General features: G+C 39.7%; 18 protein-coding genes. 9 read left to right on the top strand and 9 right to left on the bottom strand.

Annotated features, from left to right (window positions below; all coding sequences use genetic code 11):
• Positions 1 to 114 precede the first annotated feature (114 nt).
• Positions 115 to 1,884, bottom strand: coding sequence for a MutS-related protein (locus IPZ59_RS04950; RefSeq protein WP_236138774.1), 1,770 nt, complete (start codon positions 1,882 to 1,884; stop codon positions 115 to 117).
• Between the two features lie 180 nt (positions 1,885 to 2,064).
• On the opposite strand from IPZ59_RS04950, the gene IPZ59_RS04945 reads away from it, so the two are divergent.
• Both IPZ59_RS04945 and IPZ59_RS04940 read left to right on the top strand, forming a co-directional pair.
• On the top strand, positions 2,065 to 2,511 hold the full coding sequence (locus tag IPZ59_RS04945) for a hypothetical protein (RefSeq protein WP_236138773.1): 447 nt from the start codon (positions 2,065 to 2,067) through the stop codon (positions 2,509 to 2,511).
• 1 nt (position 2,512) lies between these two features.
• Entirely contained in the window at positions 2,513 to 2,692 is a 180-nt protein-coding gene (locus IPZ59_RS04940) for a hypothetical protein (protein WP_236138772.1), read from the top strand.
• A 249-nt stretch (positions 2,693 to 2,941) separates the two neighbouring features.
• Here the strand turns inward: IPZ59_RS04940 and IPZ59_RS04935 are convergent, their stop codons facing one another.
• Genes IPZ59_RS04935 through IPZ59_RS04925 form a run of 3 tightly spaced genes read right to left on the bottom strand, consistent with a single transcriptional unit; the run spans position 2,942 to position 5,606 of the window.
• Complete coding sequence (locus tag IPZ59_RS04935) at positions 2,942 to 3,787, bottom strand: mechanosensitive ion channel family protein (RefSeq protein WP_236138771.1); 846 nt, start codon at positions 3,785 to 3,787, stop codon at positions 2,942 to 2,944.
• Between the two features lie 32 nt (positions 3,788 to 3,819).
• Entirely contained in the window at positions 3,820 to 4,533 is a 714-nt protein-coding gene (locus IPZ59_RS04930; protein ID WP_236138770.1) for a methyltransferase domain-containing protein, read from the bottom strand.
• A complete protein-coding gene (locus tag IPZ59_RS04925; RefSeq protein WP_236138769.1) occupies positions 4,530 to 5,606 on the bottom strand; it encodes a type III polyketide synthase in 1,077 nt (358 codons plus the stop codon). The genes IPZ59_RS04930 and IPZ59_RS04925 overlap by 4 nt, the downstream gene beginning before the upstream one ends.
• An 82-nt stretch (positions 5,607 to 5,688) precedes the next feature.
• On the opposite strand from IPZ59_RS04925, the gene IPZ59_RS04920 reads away from it, so the two are divergent.
• The gene (locus tag IPZ59_RS04920) at positions 5,689 to 6,582 is read left to right on the top strand and encodes a UbiA family prenyltransferase (RefSeq protein ID WP_236138768.1); all 894 of its coding nucleotides are present in this window, start codon (positions 5,689 to 5,691) and stop codon (positions 6,580 to 6,582) included.
• On the opposite strand, the gene IPZ59_RS04915 is transcribed toward IPZ59_RS04920, so the two are convergent.
• Positions 6,583 to 7,740, bottom strand: coding sequence for an NAD(P)/FAD-dependent oxidoreductase (locus IPZ59_RS04915; protein ID WP_262912280.1), 1,158 nt, complete (start codon positions 7,738 to 7,740; stop codon positions 6,583 to 6,585).
• A gap of 76 nt (positions 7,741 to 7,816) precedes the next feature.
• Between IPZ59_RS04915 and IPZ59_RS04910 the strand changes: the two genes are divergently transcribed.
• Positions 7,817 to 10,345 carry a zinc-dependent metalloprotease gene (locus tag IPZ59_RS04910; RefSeq protein WP_236138766.1) on the top strand — a complete coding sequence of 843 codons (2,529 nt, stop codon included), beginning with the start codon at positions 7,817 to 7,819 and terminating at the stop codon, positions 10,343 to 10,345.
• Between the two features lie 99 nt (positions 10,346 to 10,444).
• Positions 10,445 to 10,864: a Fur family transcriptional regulator gene (locus tag IPZ59_RS04905; RefSeq protein WP_236138765.1), complete on the top strand. Its 420-nt coding sequence runs from the start codon at positions 10,445 to 10,447 to the stop codon at positions 10,862 to 10,864.
• On the opposite strand, the gene IPZ59_RS04900 is transcribed toward IPZ59_RS04905, so the two are convergent.
• Positions 10,861 to 11,088 carry a hypothetical protein gene (locus tag IPZ59_RS04900; RefSeq protein ID WP_236138764.1) on the bottom strand — a complete coding sequence of 76 codons (228 nt, stop codon included), beginning with the start codon at positions 11,086 to 11,088 and terminating at the stop codon, positions 10,861 to 10,863. The two genes, IPZ59_RS04905 and IPZ59_RS04900, sit on opposite strands and share 4 nt — an antisense overlap.
• A 156-nt stretch (positions 11,089 to 11,244) precedes the next feature.
• Here IPZ59_RS04900 and IPZ59_RS04895 point away from each other — a divergent pair, with 156 nt between their 5' ends.
• Positions 11,245 to 11,718: a YcxB family protein gene (locus IPZ59_RS04895; RefSeq protein ID WP_236138763.1), complete on the top strand. Its 474-nt coding sequence runs from the start codon at positions 11,245 to 11,247 to the stop codon at positions 11,716 to 11,718.
• 308 nt (positions 11,719 to 12,026) lie between these two features.
• On the opposite strand, the gene IPZ59_RS04890 is transcribed toward IPZ59_RS04895, so the two are convergent.
• Positions 12,027 to 12,527, bottom strand: coding sequence for a fasciclin domain-containing protein (locus IPZ59_RS04890; RefSeq protein WP_236138762.1), 501 nt, complete (start codon positions 12,525 to 12,527; stop codon positions 12,027 to 12,029).
• Between the two features lie 186 nt (positions 12,528 to 12,713).
• On the opposite strand from IPZ59_RS04890, the gene rlmH reads away from it, so the two are divergent.
• Both rlmH and IPZ59_RS04880 read left to right on the top strand, forming a co-directional pair.
• Complete coding sequence (rlmH, locus tag IPZ59_RS04885; RefSeq protein WP_236138761.1) at positions 12,714 to 13,187, top strand: 23S rRNA (pseudouridine(1915)-N(3))-methyltransferase RlmH; 474 nt, start codon at positions 12,714 to 12,716, stop codon at positions 13,185 to 13,187.
• Between the two features lie 760 nt (positions 13,188 to 13,947).
• On the top strand, positions 13,948 to 14,760 hold the full coding sequence (locus tag IPZ59_RS04880; protein ID WP_236138760.1) for a hypothetical protein: 813 nt from the start codon (positions 13,948 to 13,950) through the stop codon (positions 14,758 to 14,760).
• An 11-nt stretch (positions 14,761 to 14,771) separates the two neighbouring features.
• On the opposite strand, the gene IPZ59_RS04875 is transcribed toward IPZ59_RS04880, so the two are convergent.
• Together IPZ59_RS04875 and IPZ59_RS04870 are read right to left on the bottom strand one after the other, a co-directional pair.
• Entirely contained in the window at positions 14,772 to 15,137 is a 366-nt protein-coding gene (locus tag IPZ59_RS04875; RefSeq protein ID WP_236138759.1) for a DUF2200 domain-containing protein, read from the bottom strand.
• 18 nt (positions 15,138 to 15,155) lie between these two features.
• Positions 15,156 to 15,806 (bottom strand): YdeI/OmpD-associated family protein, encoded by a 651-nt coding sequence (locus tag IPZ59_RS04870; protein WP_236138758.1) that lies wholly within the window; start codon positions 15,804 to 15,806, stop codon positions 15,156 to 15,158.
• 175 nt (positions 15,807 to 15,981) lie between these two features.
• Here IPZ59_RS04870 and IPZ59_RS04865 point away from each other — a divergent pair, with 175 nt between their 5' ends.
• Positions 15,982 to 17,682 carry an amidohydrolase gene (locus tag IPZ59_RS04865; RefSeq protein WP_236138757.1) on the top strand — a complete coding sequence of 567 codons (1,701 nt, stop codon included), beginning with the start codon at positions 15,982 to 15,984 and terminating at the stop codon, positions 17,680 to 17,682.
• Positions 17,683 to 18,076 lie beyond the last annotated feature (394 nt).

The raw sequence follows: 18,076 nt of genomic DNA, 5'->3' as shown, positions 1-18,076 counted from the left end.
CATGCAATCATCATGCCACCTTTCAAACTGAAAAGTCAAGTGTAGCTGGATTAAAAAAACCAATAGGAGAAACTCCTAGAGAGACGATGAAGTACACCTCACTTCTCACTCTTCCTATTTTGATAAGTTCAATTTTATCCCCATCAGCTGCATCAATTTTTGTGCATTGAAGGATGGGCAAGGGCCTGATTTGATCGTATAATCAAATTGAATCGTGTCTTCCTGAATGTCACTATGAAAACTATAATTTTTAAGATAGGCATGTTTATGCTCCAAGGAACTTAATTCTATATCATGAGTAGAGATAATACCTTTGGCAGCAGTAGCAGCCAATTGCACGATCAAGGCCTCTGAACCCATAATTCGGTCGGTGGTGTTGGTCCCTTTTAGAATTTCATCCATGAGGAAAAATACCGACTCCCCCTGCTCACTTTCGAAAAGAATTTTTTTGATGCGGGCCAACTCTGCATAAAATGAACTCACACTTTCTCCCAAATTATCTGAATTGCGCATGCTGGTAAACAATTGGAATGGATAGGATTCGAAACTTGTCGCAAAAACTGGCAAGCCTTGATTTGCTAGTACCCAGTTGATCCCCAAAGTCCGCATAAAAGTTGTTTTTCCTGACATGTTAGCTCCTGTAAGCAAAATAGTTTGGGTAGACTCTTCTATAAAAAAATCATTCCCCACAGCCAGCTTAGGCTCTATCAAAGGGTGCGTTATTCGCACGGCACGAAGAATTTTTTTAGATTTCCAAACGGGCAAACAGGTTAAAGCTTCCTCATTCACAAATGTTGCGTAAGAAACCAATACTTGCCAATGATCCAAATTATCCTTTAGTCCTCCCAAACTTTTAGCATACACATGCTTCCAAGTAACAAATCGTCTTACCAAAATAAAATCAAGCCAAAAAAAAGCATTTAAGACAACGTACATCAAGTTGAAACGATTTTGAATAAGGAAGGTCAATTGCTCCAAGGAAAAAAGCCCCTTAGATACCGGATGCTGTTGATCCCTGTAGTCCTTAGAAAGTTTTTGCAAATAGGGGTCTTCAAAATGCTCTTGTTGGATTTGCTGCGACCATAATCGATACATCTTGGTCTGAGAAAAAGTGGGTAAAATTTCAGCCACATGCTTTAAATACCGATGCGAAATGGCCATCATCCCTACTCCGAGCACAATCCAAATACCCACCAAAGCAGCGGGAATCCAACCTACAAGTGTGGCCAACAATACTGCCGTACCTCCCAAAGGTCCGAGAAAAAGGGGGACCCAATAGATTGGTTTCCATAACTCTTGCTCCTTCAACCAAGTTTCTAATGCCGTCAAGTCACGGGTTTCTTGATGGTGGGCTTTACCCAAGCCTTCGAACAATTGGAGAAAGGATAGCTTTTGACTCAATTCCTGAATAACTGTCTGAAAAGTTTCTGAGTCTTGGTCAGGCTGAAGCATTTGAAGACGCTTTGCCAACAAAGTTCGAGCACTTTTTGTGACAGTATGGTTAAGTAGCTGAAAGAGCGAATGTTTGCCAAACAAATCTAGATCACTGGCAAACGGATGATCCTTATTCAAAAATTCTTCCCCATCATCTAAGCTTTGAAGATTCCGTGCTGCTCTAAGTTTTTGCTCTTCTTGCATCTGAAGCAAAGCCCGAATCAGACGCTGCAAATCTTGCTCTTGATTAAAAAGCTGTATGAGATAAACAAAAGCAAATGCAACTGCAATAAATGCCAGTATATAGAACGAATCCTCTGCAAATGCTAAAATCAGCGTAGTTATTAATAACAAAAAGAAGATCAATCTCAAAATAGCTAACCCAGCAATTTTTTGCTGACTTTTTTTCTTGAGTGATAGTAATTCGGATGGCTCAAAAGATGGAATCATAAGACAAAGATAAACAAGCCTGGGCGGCATCTGAGTAATTTTTATGCAACAATATTGCATTTAATAAAATTTCATCTTACATTTGAACTATATCATTCACGTAGTGTTCTCTTCATCTGAATGATGGTGGTTGACAACAAGACTCCGTATATTGCGGAGTCTTTGTTCTTTAAACATAAAATGATGAGAAAATTACTGATAGCCATGCTTGCTTCGGTGCTTTTAATGGGAGCAACAGTTAATCAAGATCCCGATATGTGGAGCCTCTTCTCTAAGACGAGGTTTATAGAAAAACTCAACCGTGAGTTTGGAATGTACTTTTTATATCCGAAGTTTCCGGATGAACTAAAAGCATATGAAGGAAAAATAGTTACGGTTAGTGGGTTTTATATTCCTTTGGACATGAACAACGCCAATATTGCTATTGTATCCAAATTTCCTATGGCGGAATGTTTTTTTTGCGGGGGAGCAGGTCCTGAAAGTATTGTCGTGGGTTACTTAAAAAGTAAACCTAACAAACGGATCAAAACAGATGAAATCGTTAAAATTCGGGGTAAATTAAAGCTCAATGAAGAAGACATTGAGGAACTTAACTTTATTCTAGTCGATGCTGAACTTGTAAATTGACATGAAAAAAACGTCAAAAAAAGAACGTTTGTCCGAAGAAATCCCTGAAAGACCCCTATTGGAAGACCAAGAACAGGATTTTGGTGGCTTTCCCAGTGGAATATCATTGACCAAAAATATCGGGTGTGCATCTGATGGAAATCCAAAAGCAAAAGAAAAAAAGTGGAAAGAGGCTGAATAAATTATACGTGACAAACTAAAAGAAGCAAACGGAAATAAATTTAATGCAAAAAAAGAGGCTGTCTCATACGTCAATGCTTTAAAATATTACCCCAATTTATTTAATGTTCATTCAGCGAACCTTTGTGTCTTAAAGCCTTCGTGGCATATTTAGCCACAAAGACAGTAAGTCACAAATGGATAGATTCTTAAACAGCATTATGTTTGGGCAACAATTCTGAGTTTCTATTTATAAAACAGCCTCCTCTTTTTATTTTTTCCCTTCTGGATAATAATGATTAACATCTCTCTGAGGAAAAGGAATTTCAATATCATGCTCTTCAAACGCCTCTTTGATCGCCTCCATATTGTCCCAATACACGGGCCACAAATCTGCAGAATCTGACCAACAGCGAATGGTCAAATCCAAAGAACTATCCCCAAAACTCATGAAATGAACACTAGGTGCAGGATCTTCATGAACGCGCTCATCTTTAGTTAATACGTCTAAGATCACTTGTTTTGTCTTTTTCAAATCCGTACCATAAGCTACCCCTACCTTCATTTCAACTCTACGTGTAGGCTTTTGTGAAAGGTTGATAATGCTGTTATTTGCCAGAGCCCCATTGGGTACAGTCACCACCCGATTATCAAAAACCCGAATTTTTGTATACAGAATATCAATACTTTCAACAGAGCCTAAATGTCCTTGAGCTTCAATAGTATCTCCTACACGAAATGGTTTAAATACCAAAATCAGAACTCCCCCAGCAAAATTTGAAAGAGATCCCTGCAAGGCTAAACCTACAGCCAAACCTGCAGCACCAAGAATAGCTACGAATGAGGTCATCTGCATTCCCAGTGTTGTAGCAACACTAATCAGCAATACAACCCACAGAACGGCTGATAAAAAACTTTTGAAAAAGGTAGCTAAGGATGCATCGATTTCATACTTATCCAACGTTTTCCCTAACAATCCGAGTAAAAACTTAATTACTTGTCTACCAATAATGAGTAGAATTAATGCTTTAAATAACACTGGCCCCAACTGAAAGGCCATATCAATTGCCTTGTCTTTCCAAACGTTGATTTCTTGTAGATCTAAAGTAGTTTCCATATATAGATAATAAAATTTGGTTGATACAATTCCTAGTCGGCACAAGGAATAACTAATCTCCACCGAAAAGCCCAGTGCCACGACAAGTCATAGGTGGAGATATTGGAATCGCGCAAAATTCGGGCCCAATCTTCTTTTACAAAAGACCTTTTTACAGATAATGGACCATCGTTTTTGACCATATCGGACTTGGAAAATAATTTTGTCAACAGTTGAATACTCTTGTATGCTACTGGATGACGATGCAAGTCATTGATTACGATTCCTATTTTGGCTTTCTTTAAACAAGCCTTGAAAAGTTGAATTAGTTCCTCATCGGTAAAATGATGTGTAAACAATGTGCATGTAATCAGGTCAACTGGATCTTCTAAAAAGCTGGTTTCAAAGACGTTTTGCACTTGAAAATTTACATCAGGTAAATCTTTCAAATTTTCTTTGGCAAAAGCAATCGTATGAGCATTGGCATCTATCCCGATAAAAGAACACTTTCTATTATGTGTAGCAGCCCAATTACTCATGACTCTAATCATATCTCCACCACCACATCCTAAATCGGCAATGCTGTAAGCTGCTTGAGGAACTTTTTGCATCAATTGATCCAATCCAGACGTACTGACATAATTACCACCCAAAAGCCGGTTGATGATTCGAAGTTCATGCAGTGTTTGGTCCAAAACAGCTCCACCAATCTCAAGATCGTCCATGATTTCCTTTTCGATGCTTCTATGTTTGAAACCCTTGCTCATTTTTCTAACAAAAGGGTTTCCAAAGTCAAACCAGGGCCAAAACCCATCGCTAAGATATCACCGGAGGATTTTTGATCTTGTAGCCATCGGTCCAACACAAACAAAATAGTAGTAGAAGACATATTCCCATAAGCCCTCAGCACCTCGTGAGAAAAAAGATTTTGAGTAGCCCCAATACCAAATGCCTCCTCTACTTTTTGAAGAATTTGTTTACCGCCCGGATGAATCGCAAAATTAGAAATACTGGACAAGTTAAACTTTGTTTCTAAGTACGCATGGCTTTGATGAAGTCCTTTTCCCAATAATTCCGGTACATACTTACTCAACCGCATTTCAAAACCTACATCTCCAATACTCCAAGCCATATCAGATGCACCCTCTGGAAATAAGGCAGAGTCAAAGCCTTTTATTTTCAGACCATCATCCGATCTGCAAACAAGAGCGGCGGCAGCACCGTCAGCAAAAATTGCGTTTGCCAATAAATTATCTTCCGTAAACTCCCGTTGAAAATGAATGGTACATAACTCCACCGATACTATCAATACTTTAGCATCCGCTGTTGCATCACATAGACGATCTGCTAAACGAATAGCATTAAAAGAAGCATAACATCCCATAAAATGAATGGCATACCGCTCTACGGAGGACCTCAAACCAAGTTGTTGAATGATATCAATTTCCAATCCAGGGGCATACATGCCCGTACAGGATACGAGTATTAAGTGAGTAATTTCATCAGGGTAGGTTTCTCCATCGATCAAGCAAGTGCTGATAGCTTTTTGGGCAAGGGGTAAAGCTTGCTGCTGGAATACAGTCATCCTAGCCTTTGTGCCTGGAAATGGAAGTAAGTGTTCGTTTTTTGGAAAAAAAGTGAAATTTTCAGGATCTGTATGATTAAAATCATCCAACACACTGTATCTCTTCTCAATCCCTGATTGACGATAGACAAACTGCAACTTGCGAGCATCTGTCGGATCCAATCCGTGAGCCAATTTCATAAAATCAGCAATCCTCATTTGAGGGATTGCAGTACCAGGATTGGCCGTTCCTATGCTCACTATACTATTATTCATCCAAAATCGTTTTTTATCGTTATCTTCGACAACTCAGTTAAAACAAGAGCATCGGACAAAAGTTAAGAATAAAAATACACTTATGTTTACTTTAGCAAGCTGGAAACATCTTCGAATTCCTTTTTCTTTTTATTTAATGCCCGTATTTTTCTTCGCTTTGGCCTTAACACCCAATCATAACCCTGAGCGTTTGTTGCTGATATTTATGGGTTTGCACTTATTTTTGTACCCTGCAAGCAATGGCTACAATTCTTATTTTGACAAAGATGAAAAAAGTATTGGAGGATTAAGAAATCCACCCAAAGTCAACAAAGGTCTTTATTATTTGGCATTACTGTTTACGCTAATCAGCGTTATGTTGGGTGCCATGGTCAACTGGCAGGTTGGAAGTATGCTACTGGTGTATAGCTTGATATCAATGGCTTACTCCCACCCATCCATTCGACTAAAAAAATATGCAGTGGCTAGCTGGATCGTTGCAGGCTTTTTCCAAGGTTGCTTTACATTTTGCATGGCTTACGCGGGATTGAGCGATTTTGGCTGGGATGTATTCGCCAAAAGTCACGTATTTATCCCAGGTATTTTGACATCTCTGATGTTGTGGGGTTCATATCCTTTAACTCAAATTTATCAACATGAGGAGGATTCTAAAAGAGGTGATCAAACATTGAGCTTAAAACTGGGTATTAAAGGTACATTTACTTTTGCCGCCTTATGGTTTTTGGTTGCCGGGTCTGCTTTTAGTTGGTATTTCTTAGACAAAGGACAGGAACAAGCCTTGTTTGTTTTTCTTGGTTCCCTATCACCAGTAATCCTTTATTTCTTGGTTTGGTTTACTTTTGCAACCAAATCCGTTGAAAGATATGTGAATTATGATTGGGCTATGTGGATGAATAGAATTTCGGGAATTTGCTTGAATGCGTTTTTCATTTGGTACTTTTTAGAAAATACACAGATCATGCAAGTGTTTTATTAATTAAAAAGGAATGCCGTGGGTTTGGCGAACAATCTGTCTCCCAATCATGGATGAGCTATTGATCAACCCCACCGAAAAGGAGGATGCCCACTTGGCTCCAAATAGTTTTTGAACAGTCCTTCCTACCCAAAGTCGTTGTTTAAATAGGGCATTCCATTCAGTCATGTACGCCTTTTCTATCTCCCTTCTGGATTTTCCACTCAAAATTTGCTCCGCTGCCAACTTACCTGTATGCATTGCAATAGCCATCCCATTGCCACAAAGGGGAGTGATAAGACCAGCAGCATCTCCTACCATCAAGACACGGTTTTCAACTGGTAGTTTTGGTTCAAAATTAATTTCATTAATCACTTCTGCTTTATCAAAAAGAAACTCCGAATCTTTAAAAATTCGTTTTAAATGAGGATTTTGATGCAGCACAGCAGCTTCCATGGCAGGAACACTGCCATATTTTTTCAATGAATGACGAGAACCTAGATAACAGAGGTTATACGTCTCACCTTCTACTTTATTGACTCCGCAGTACCCTCCTTCAAAATTATGTAAAGCAACTGTATGCGGATCCATTTCAGTGCGTATATGATATTTGACACCGATATAAGGTGAACGCTGCTCCATAAATGACCGTCCCATGGATTTGTCAATTTTAGAGCGCTTACCAAATGCCCCAATCACATAGTCAGCTGTAAATACCTCTCCATGCAGCAAATGGATTTCAAATTTTTCTTGTTCCGCTTTAAAATTCACCTGCTCTGCTTGCGTTTGCAGTAAAAATTCAGCTCCGATTGATTTTGCTTTTTGATATAAAAACAAATCCAAAGCATATCTGCTGATACCAAACCCTCCCATTTCTAAAGGCAAATTAGCAATCTTCCCATCTATGGCTGAAAGTTGGAATGTATGAATATCTGCCGGATCTAAATCAGTAGGAAAAAGGCCTTCCCTTATCAAGAAATCCTTTACCTCGTTGGATATATATTCACCGCACACTCTGTGAAATGGATAGGTCTTTTTTTCGATGAGTAAAACCTGACGCCCATGCTTTGCTAAAAGGTATGCAGCAATCAATCCCCCCAATCCTCCACCAATGATGATTATCTCCCTGTGCTGCATCGTTTTGTTAAACCTTTTATTTGTATGTGTAACCGCTTGTAAAATTGTAATCAGGAAATTTAAGAAAATAGCCGTGAAGTGAGTTAATTCATAGCTTATTATTTAGTCAACCAATATTTACATGAAGAAGTTTACAATCAATCAATGCCGAAAAGGGCTTTCTTTGCTTTTGGTGTTGACCGCATTTTTCTTTGCAGATGATGCGTTCGCACAAAAAAAGAAGAAAAACTCTAAAAATGCTCCTGCAGCAGCAGCACCGGCACCTGCACCAAGGCCTCAAGCAAGTAAGCCGGGCCCAAAACCCTATGCCGAAATCATCACGGACAAAGCCAAGACCAAAGAAGGTCTTTTCAAGGTTCATGAGATTGAAGGAAAGTATTTCTACGAAATTCCTGATTCCCTCTTAGGTAGAGAAATGTTGGTAGTCACGACCATTGCAAAAACTGCCGATGGTATTGGTTACGGAGGTGAGCGTACAAACACGCTTTTGGTTCGCTGGGACAAGAACATGAACGATATCCTCTTGAAAGTAGTATCCTATAGCAATACTGCCGCTGATTCTTTGCCAATATTTACTGCGGTGAAAGCTTCCAACCTAGAACCTATCCTTCAAAAATTTGATATCAAAGCGCTTGCAAAAGATAGCAGTGGAGTGGTAATAGAGGTTACAGATCTTTTCGCCAAAGATGTACAGGCTATTGGCCTACCAAGAAATCGAAGAGAGCAATTCCGCGTGACACGATTGGATAATGAGCGTTCGTACATTGATCGAATTTCTCCCTATCCAATCAATATTGAAGCACGCTATGTAATGACCTATGCAGCTACCAACCCTCCTTCCAACTCAAGTACGGGATTGATAACCTTAGAGATGAATTCTTCTATGGTCTTACTGCCAAAGGAGCCGATGATGCAGCGTTTATCCGATAGAAGAGTAGGCTGGTTTAGCCGTTCGGTGGTTGATTTTGGATTAGATGAACAAAAAGCGACCAGCAGAACCTTCCTAGACAGATGGAGATTGGAAGTAAAAGAAGAAGATTACGATAAGTTTAGAAGAGGAGAATTAGTAGAGCCAAAAAAACCAATCGTATTCTATATTGACCCCGCTACTCCAGACAGATGGAGACCATATTTGAAGCAGGGAGTTGAAGATTGGCAAAAGGCCTTTGAAGAAGCTGGCTTTAAAAATGCCATTATAGCCATGGATCCACCGAGTCCAGAAGAAGATCCTGATTGGACTCCGGAAGATGCGCGTTATTCAGTGATTCGTTACTTTGCTTCAGATATTCAAAATGCTTACGGTCCTCACGTATCTGATCCACGTTCGGGAGAGATCATCGAATCTGATATCGGATGGTATCACAATGTGATGAACTTATTGAGAAACTGGTTTTTTATCCAAACTGCTGCTGTCAACCCAGAAGCAAGAGGTGTGAAGTTTAGAGAAGAAGTGATGGGTCGATTGATCCGCTTTGTGTCAGCCCACGAAGTAGGCCATACCTTAGGTTTACCACACAACTTTGCCTCCTCACATGCATATCCGGTAGATTCTTTACGTTCTGCAACCTTTACTTCCAAATTTGGTACAGCTCCATCTATCATGGATTATGCTCGTTTCAATTACATCGCACAACCAGGTGATCAAGATGTAAGTTTGATGCCAGATGTAGGTCCTTATGACAAATATTCCATCATGTGGGGTTACAAACCTATTTTAGATGCAAAGACGCCTGAAGACGAGCAGCCTATCTTGAATCAGTGGATATTAGAAAAAGCAGATGATCCAATTTATAGATTCGGGAGACAAGGCAACAACTACGATCCAAGTACGCAAAGTGAAGACTTGGGAGATGATGCCATGAAAGCTTCGGATTATGGAATCAAAAATCTTAAAATAATCCTTCCTAATTTGATGGAATGGACTGCAGAAGAAGACAAACCATTTAAAGACTATGCAGACCTTAATGAAATGTACGGTCAGGTAATCGGTCAATACAACCGATACATGGGTCACGTGAGAACAAATGTGGGAGGCGTATATGAATTTTATAAGTCTTCCGGCCAAGGGGAAGAAGTGTATGTACACGTAGATAAAGAAAAGCAGAAAAGAGCTGTACAATTCATCAACAAAGAGCTTTTTGCTACTCCTAAATGGTTGATGGATGAAAAAATCATTTCACGTGTAGGTGACTTTGGCGCATTGGAAAGAATCCGAGGCGTACAAGTAGGAACTTTAAATGGCATTTTGGAATGGGGTCGCTTGGGTAGAATGATCGAAAATGAAGCTTTGAACGGCAAAGATGCTTACTCCATGTTCGAATTGTTCGATGATTTGAGAGCGGGTATATGGACAGAACTAAGTGCAGGAAGAGCAATCGACGTACATAGAAGAAGTTTACAGCGTGCACACATCGAACGTCTGGAATTGTTATTGACAGGAAATGAGCCTGCCTTACCAGCTCAGTTCAGAGCCTTTGCTGGACCGCAGATCAATGCATCCCAGTCAGATATCAGACCAATGGCAAGAGGTGAACTGAAGACCTTGGAAAGACAAATTTCAGCTGCTATCGGCAGAACTTCCGACAGGGCAAGTAAAGTTCACTTGGAAGATGCTTTAGCACGCATCAAGAAAATACTAGATCCAAAATAATAGTACATCACTTAACAAAGCCAGCCTCGAAAAGGGCTGGCTTTTTTGTCTTCACTAAATTCTTTCCTATTTTTGACATCATAGCTGAAGAAATCACCCATGGGAAAGTCACCATTACAAATTTTACAGCAGCATCAGCTGCGCATTACCAAGTGTAGAAAAGATGTTTTGAAAACATTTTTGAATAGACAGGTTGCGCTTACTCATGGAGATTTGGAAGAAGAGTTAAAAGACGATTTTGACCGCGTCACCATCTATCGCACATTGAAAACTTTTTTGGATGCTGATGTTGTTCACAAAGTTCTTGATGATAGTGGAGCAACCAAATATGCTTTATGCACGCATTCCCATGAAGGAAGTACTTCCCATCACCATGATCACGTACATTTTAAATGTGAAAAATGTGGAAATACCATCTGTATTGATGAAATCAGTTTACCAATGATCACCCTACCTGAAGGATTTTCGAAAAAAGAAGTTTCTTTACTTGTACAAGGGGTCTGTGATAAATGCAATTAAAAATCGACAGGGTCTTTGATACGCTTCACTGGGCCATCAGATGGCCAAATAATACCAGGAGGCAAATCAATTTTGGGTGGAGTCAGATCTTCTACACCTCCGTCTCCATCATCACCATTATCTCGATCTCGGGGAATTCTTGCTTTTGTCAGAGTAGCGATGAAGTAAATCAACACCACATAAGCCATTCCACATAACATCAGGTCTACTACTAAACTACTCATAATCTGAAATTTTACCTTTAATTTAAGGACAATTCAAAAGGATATCAATTTTTTTAACACTGTTTATTTTTTTTTGTTGAAATATCACCCAAAAAACCTAAGAATTTGTGAAATAGGACTTATAATCGGATATTTGCGTCCTGAAAAATCAAGCGAATGATAGTAAAAACAAAAAAATACAAGTTAGATACTGGCACCTATATCAAAATGGGTCTTGTCAATGTATTGAAAGAACAGTGGTGGGTAGTACTGATTGCTGTAGCCATTGCGTGTGGATATTTTTGGATTCCTTCTTGGTGGTGGATTAGCATGGCTATTTTAGCCTACGTTTTATACCTTCTTTTTTGGGTCATTCAATTTGCCGGCGTCACACAAATGGAGCAAAATAAAGTCATTTTTGAAAAAATGGCTTATGAAATAGATAGTAGGCAGGTGTTGATGAAACTCAACGCAAAACAAGGTATGCCCATTAATTGGGGGATGATCAAAAGTGCTGAGATTAAAAAAGATGCATTCATCTTGACACTCTCCAAAGCACAATTCATACACTTACCTTTTACGATATTCAATTCTGACAATGATATCAAGTTTGTAGAAACAATCCTTAAAAGAAAAGGGTACCTTAAATAAATTCTCCAAGAAAGTCTCTTCAATTTTGAAGGGACTTTTCTTTTAGGAAACAATGAACGGTGAATAGTGAACAGTGCGAAGTGAACAGTTGGCAGTAACAACAGTTGGGTCCACGGCTAACTGTCGACAGTCCACAGTTCAGAAAGGAGGAGGGAACAGTGAGGGTAAGACAGTGGGAATTGAGTGTCACCGTTTCTCGCCTCTAGTCTCTCGCTTCTTACTTCAAAACCAATCTGTTAAATCTGTGAGCAATAAAAAAGCCCCAGAAAATTTCTGAGGCTTTGATATCAAAATAGACAAACAAACAATTACATCCCAGGTAAAATTACCGTATCAATTACGTGTACAACCCCATTGCTAGCTTCAATGTCAGCAGCTGTCACAGTTGCATTGTTGACCATTGCTTTTCCATCTTTCAATGTAATTGTAACATCAGATCCTTGAGCAGTTTTAGCCTTCATGCCATTTTTCAAATCCTTAGAATATACTTTTCCAGGAACTACATGGTAAGTTAAGACTGCTTGTAACTGTGCTTTATTTTCTGGCTTCAATAAAGTCTCAACAGTACCTGCTGGTAGTTTTGCAAAAGCCTCATTGGTAGGTGCAAAAACTGTAAATGGTCCATCTCCTTTCAGTACATCTACCAATTCTCCAGCTTGTACAGCTGCCACTAAAGTTGATAAAAATTCGGTTTTGATCGCTAGATCAACAATGTCTTCATCTGCATAAATGGATGAATTTTGGTTAACAGTGAATGCGGAAGTCACAAAAAATGTAACAAGAGCCACAATGGATAATAATTTTTTCATGTTAAATATAGTTTTGGTTAGTGAGGTATAAAGTCAAAAAGATAGAACTTTGTTTATCAATAATTTATAAAAATCAACCCTCCAATTTTAATCTACGATCAGCAAACATTGATACTCATAAAAAGGGTGTTTGTTTCATGTTTTGGGTTTTCTTTTTATATAACTGGTAAATTGTACCTTTGCCTTATGCAGATCAAACTCATCGCAATCGGGAAAACAGACAACAAAGAACTGGAGAAATTGATACAGGACTATATCAAACGATTGAGCTTCTACACCAAATTTGAATTGGATATTATCCCCGATATCAAAAATGCTAAAAACCTCAGTGAAGCCGCACAAAAGGAAAAAGAGGGGGAATTAATTCTAAAAAAAGTACAGGCATCCGATGACCTTGTCTTACTAGACGAACAAGGCAAACAGTATGCTTCTATGGCTTTTGCTGATTACCTTCAGAAGAAAATGAATGCCGGACTCAAAAACTTGATTTTTGTCATTGGTGGTCCCTACGGTTTTTCAGAAGAAGTATACAAACGAGCCAATGGCAAACTTTCACTCTCTGCCATGACTTTTTCTCATCAGATGGTTCGTCTATTTTTCGTAGAACAAATTTACCGAGCCCACACAATTTTGAGGAATGAGCCTTATCATCATCAGTAGGTGGGGATATTGGTTGATATTGGGATATTGGTTGATATTGGGATATTGGGATATTGATTGATATTGAGATAGCAGCCAGTAATACGATTACCGCTTGAATTGAAATATGGTGGAAATAACGTGGAAATAAAATTGAAATATTGGTGATGGGGTCTTAATTCCAATTTTGCGTCAGCAAAAAATCTGTGGATATCTGTGATGGTCTGTGGCTTAAATTGATATTGTTGGATATTGGGATATTGATTGATTTGGATATTTGTCAGTAATACGATTGCCGTATGAATTGAAATATGGTGGAAATAAAGGGAAATAAAATTGAAATATTGGTGATGGGGTTTTAATTCCAATTTTGCGTCAGCAAAAAATCTGTGAATATCTGTGTTGATCTGTGGTTTAAATTGATATTGGTGGATATTGGATATTGGGATATTGATGTTTACTGGTAGGTATTTCGATTGCGGTTTGTTTTGAAATAAAGTGGAAAAGTTCCCCAATCCTAATTGTTACTTTATTATCATTTTCCATAGTCAAGTATAGACCTGGCAGGTTTCAAAAACCTGCCAGGTCTGTCACCACTGCTCACTGCCTTCACCTAAGGGGATCGCTATTCACGCGATCATGGTTAAATTTTTACAAGCATAGCATGAAAATATTTTTAGTGTTAAGCCAATGTTACGAATGAAACTTTTTATTGGTTTTAATGTTAACAAATTGTTAACTTTATATGTCCTAAATATTAACACACCTCACAAAATAAGCATTGAGAACTGCATGCATCATATGGATCGCATTTTTATTGGTTGGATATCAAGTCCAAGCACAGGATTCTTCTGATGTCAAAGTACTCCCGATTTTCCAAAGCAAACTCGAACGGCAACTCATCACCCAATTTGAGTCTCAGCCATTTTTCCTGTTACAATCGTTAGATGCGGGAACCAACATTTACCATGATAATTGGGAAAGTTTGGTTATGCAATTGGATAAACTCGCTGAAAAAAAGAAATCAAATGTTCAATTGCTGTCGGACATTTTCTTTGATACCCATAACCGCATGCTCAAAAACTACACGACCTTCGCCTCCTTTGCTAGCACGCTTGCTACTGGTGCGTATGATTGTGTGACAGGGACTGCTGTTATGGGGCTTTTACTGGAGCGCTATGGAATAGCATATACCATCATCGAATTACAAGGACATGTATACATCCGAGGAATAGTAGAAGATGTCCCTTTCGTCATGGAAAGTACCCAGCCCATCAACGGATTACTGATTGGGACGCGCAGAGTTAGAAATTTTGAGAAGAAAATAAGCCAAACAGTATCCGATCCTACACTCGAAACACTCAACGAACGCATTGGTCAGCGTGGGAATTCTAAGAAACAATTGAAAATAGCTGAAATTGGCTTAAAAGAATTGGGCGGTCTTCAATACTATAACGATGCTATCAGAAAATTTGAATCTGGCACATTTGATGAAGCCTATGTGCAACTCATCAAAGCCGAACTTCTTTACCCTTCTCCAAGAATTCAACAGTTTAAAGTACTCATGGAAGCCTTGATCCTAGCAGAAAAATGATCCAATGCTACTTATCCGACTCTCAAGATTTTTTCCATTTTTTTCCCTTTAGCCAATTCATCTACTAGTTTATCCAAATACCGCACCTGTTGCGTCAAAGGATTGGTAATTTCCTCCACTCGATACCCACAGATTACTCCAGTAATTAGATGTGCACGGGAATTGAGATTACAAGCAGCAAAAAATTCCTGAAAAGTAACGTTCTTATCCAGCAATTCCTGCAACTGATTGGCATCATATCCTGTAAGCCATTCGATTACTTGCATCAGTTCCTCCTTGGTTCTTCCCTTTTTCTCCACTTTGGTGACATAATGTGGAAATACAGAAGCCACCGACATTTGAGCTATACGCTCATCGTGTTTGCTGGTATCAGTCATCTTGTTGAAAGTTTTTGCTTATTGTTTTTTGTACTTGTCATGTAATCCAATTCCTAATTTGATCTGCTCGGCCAATTTGGTAATTCTTGATTTTCTGGTTTGTGATTGCTTAGGCTGAGAAAAATGGATGATGTAGCCCCGTTGTCTCCCCGGCGTTAGTCTGAAAAAAGCATGTTCTAATGCTTGATCTTCGGCAAATGCATCCAATAACTCCTCTGGAATTGGCTCTGAAACCTTCTCTAAAATAACTTTTTTCCCCGAATCCTCTATGGCGATGGCCTCATCGATATAATCCATAATCAACTCTTTGTGCTTCTGAACTTCCTCCACCTTGGTAAATCTCCATGATCGGCCAGCCTGAGAACTCGATCCCTCCTTTTCAAGCACTTGGCTTTTATCTTCCAATAAGGAGCCTTTAAAAAAACTCAATGTAGCATACGCTTTAAGAGCCGCCACAATCACCACATTTTTACCATTACGGGTATAACAAGGCACGCCCCATTTTACTTCTTCCTCCAATCCTGACTCTAGCAGCAATTGCCTCAATTCCTCCAAAATTGCCCTCCAAGGAATCACCATGCAGCGCTCAGTAGCTCCATAAGGACAGCGCATACATCCTTGAATCAGGTAGGTGTCCACTTTCGGATTGGTATGTGTGGATTTATTCATAGGAATACTGGCTACTCATTGCCAAATGAAAATTTTGAAATTGAGGATTACCGAATGAAATTAAGAAGATTATTTCAAAACTATGGTAAACACGTGCAGTTTTCGAAGGGAATTACAAGGATGGTTTGGCCAAAGCAAGGAGTTTTTCCTAGTTTTGAATGAGAACACTATACTTATGAAAAACATACTACTATACAGCTTACTGGTTTTCTTTCTTTACGCTTGCGGAGGAGGAAACCCTGTAGCAGACAAAATTTTTATCAACGGCATCATTTACACCGTGGATGAAAACAACCCCACAGTGGAAGCAGTCGCCGTCAAAGATGGATTAATCATCGCTGTTGGAACTACAGCCGAAATTCAAGCATTTGTAGGGAAGTCGACTGAAACCATCGATTTGGAGGGTATGACCATGACTCCGGGATTGATCGAATCCCATGCACACATCATGGGCATCGGTTACAACAAACTAGATATAGACTTGATGTATGTCAAAACCTTCGACGAACTCGTAGAGAAAGTAGCCGAAGCTGCAAGCAATGCTGAACCGGGAGAGTGGATTACCGGCAGAGGATGGCACCAAGATAAATGGATAGAAATGCCGGCAAATACAGTCAAAGGCTTTCAAACCCATGATGCCCTTAGCTCCATCACTCCAAATAATCCTGTATACCTAGCCCATGCTTCAGGACATGCGTCTTTTGTCAACCAAAAGGCTATGGAATTGGCAGGAATCACACCTTTGAGAGGAGAAAAGCCACAGCAGGAAGTAGAAGGTGGTGAAATCATCCGTGATGAATTGGGAAATCCTACTGGTGTATTGGTAGAGAGGGCATCGTATTTGGTGAGCAAAATGATCCCTCAAGATACTCCAGAACGTGCAGAAAAAGCCATGGAATTGGCATTGCAAGAATTGGCAGAAAAGGGCATTACTTCCTTTCATGATGCGGGAAGCGGACAAGAGGTGATTGATTTATTGGAAAAATTCAAAGCAGAAGGAAAATTAACCTCCCGCATGTATGTGATGTTGACAAGCCGTCAGCCTGAACTTTTAGAAGCTTGGTATAAAAAAGGTCCACACATTGACCCTGATCATATGGTGACGATCCGCTCAATCAAGTTAAACATGGATGGTGCTTTAGGTCCATGGGGGGCTTGGTTGCTGGAAGATTATGAAGACAAGCCAGGTCACAGAGGCCATGAAACCATGCCGATTGACTTGGTATCACAGGTATCCGAAAAAGGCCTAGAGTTAGGTTTCCAAGTTTGTTCCCATGCCATTGGTGACCGTACCAACCGGGAAGTATTGGATAGGTACGAAGCTGCATTTGCCAAATTCCCTGGAGTAACGGATCACCGTTTTAGAATTGAACATGCGCAGCACTTGCATCCAGATGATATTGACCGCTTTGGAGGCTTGGGTGTGATTGCCGCTATACAGGCCATTCACTTGAGTTCGGATAGACCTTGGGCTATTGGCCGTTTAGGAGCAAAGCGAATTAAGGATGGTGCCTATGTATGGCAAAAATTGTTACAATCTGGGGCGGTGATTTCCAATGGCACAGATGCTCCTGTAGAACCACTGGATCCGATTCCTTCGTTCTATGCCTCAGTCACCAGAAAAACCTTGAAAATGACTCCGGAAGGTGGCTATGAACCTGATCAAAAAATGACCCGTGAGCAGGCGTTGAAATCCTATACCTTGGATGGTGCCTATGCGGAATTTGAAGAGAATTTCAAAGGCTCCATTCAAGTAGGCAAAGCCGCTGACTTTACGGTATTCAATCAAAACTTGATGGAGGTACCTGAAAATCAGTTATTGGATACTCAAGTGACGATGACTGTAGTGGGAGGGAAGGTTGTGTTTCGGAAGTAAGGAGTGGGTATTATTGTACAAAGTACGAAGTACCATAGCCTGTCCCGAGTATCGGGATACCAAGTAGGGGTTATGGTAATAGAAACAACTAATCGTCAGGATACCAACCGTTAAATCGCAGATGGAAGGAGATGGACGTGAACCTCTTTTCAATTGACATTGACTTTTGACGGTCACTAATCACTAAATCAACTAATCACTAGGCACTAATGATGTACCAAGTACGAAGTACAAGGAACCAAGTAGGGTTTATGGTAATAGAAAAGATTGGTCGTTAGGACTCTACTAATCACTATGCACTTTGGATGTACCAAGTACAAAGTACAAAGAACCAAGTAGGGAGGCAGGTAGCGAAAACAAAAATCGCATTGACAAACACCAAAGCTCACTGCCA

The sequence above is a fragment of the Mongoliitalea daihaiensis genome, assembly GCF_021596945.1.
In the GTDB taxonomy this organism is placed as follows: Bacteria; Bacteroidota; Bacteroidia; order Cytophagales; family Cyclobacteriaceae; genus Mongoliitalea; species Mongoliitalea daihaiensis.
Note: the sequence above shows the minus strand (reverse complement) of the source record. Positions and strands in the feature narration are given on the sequence as shown.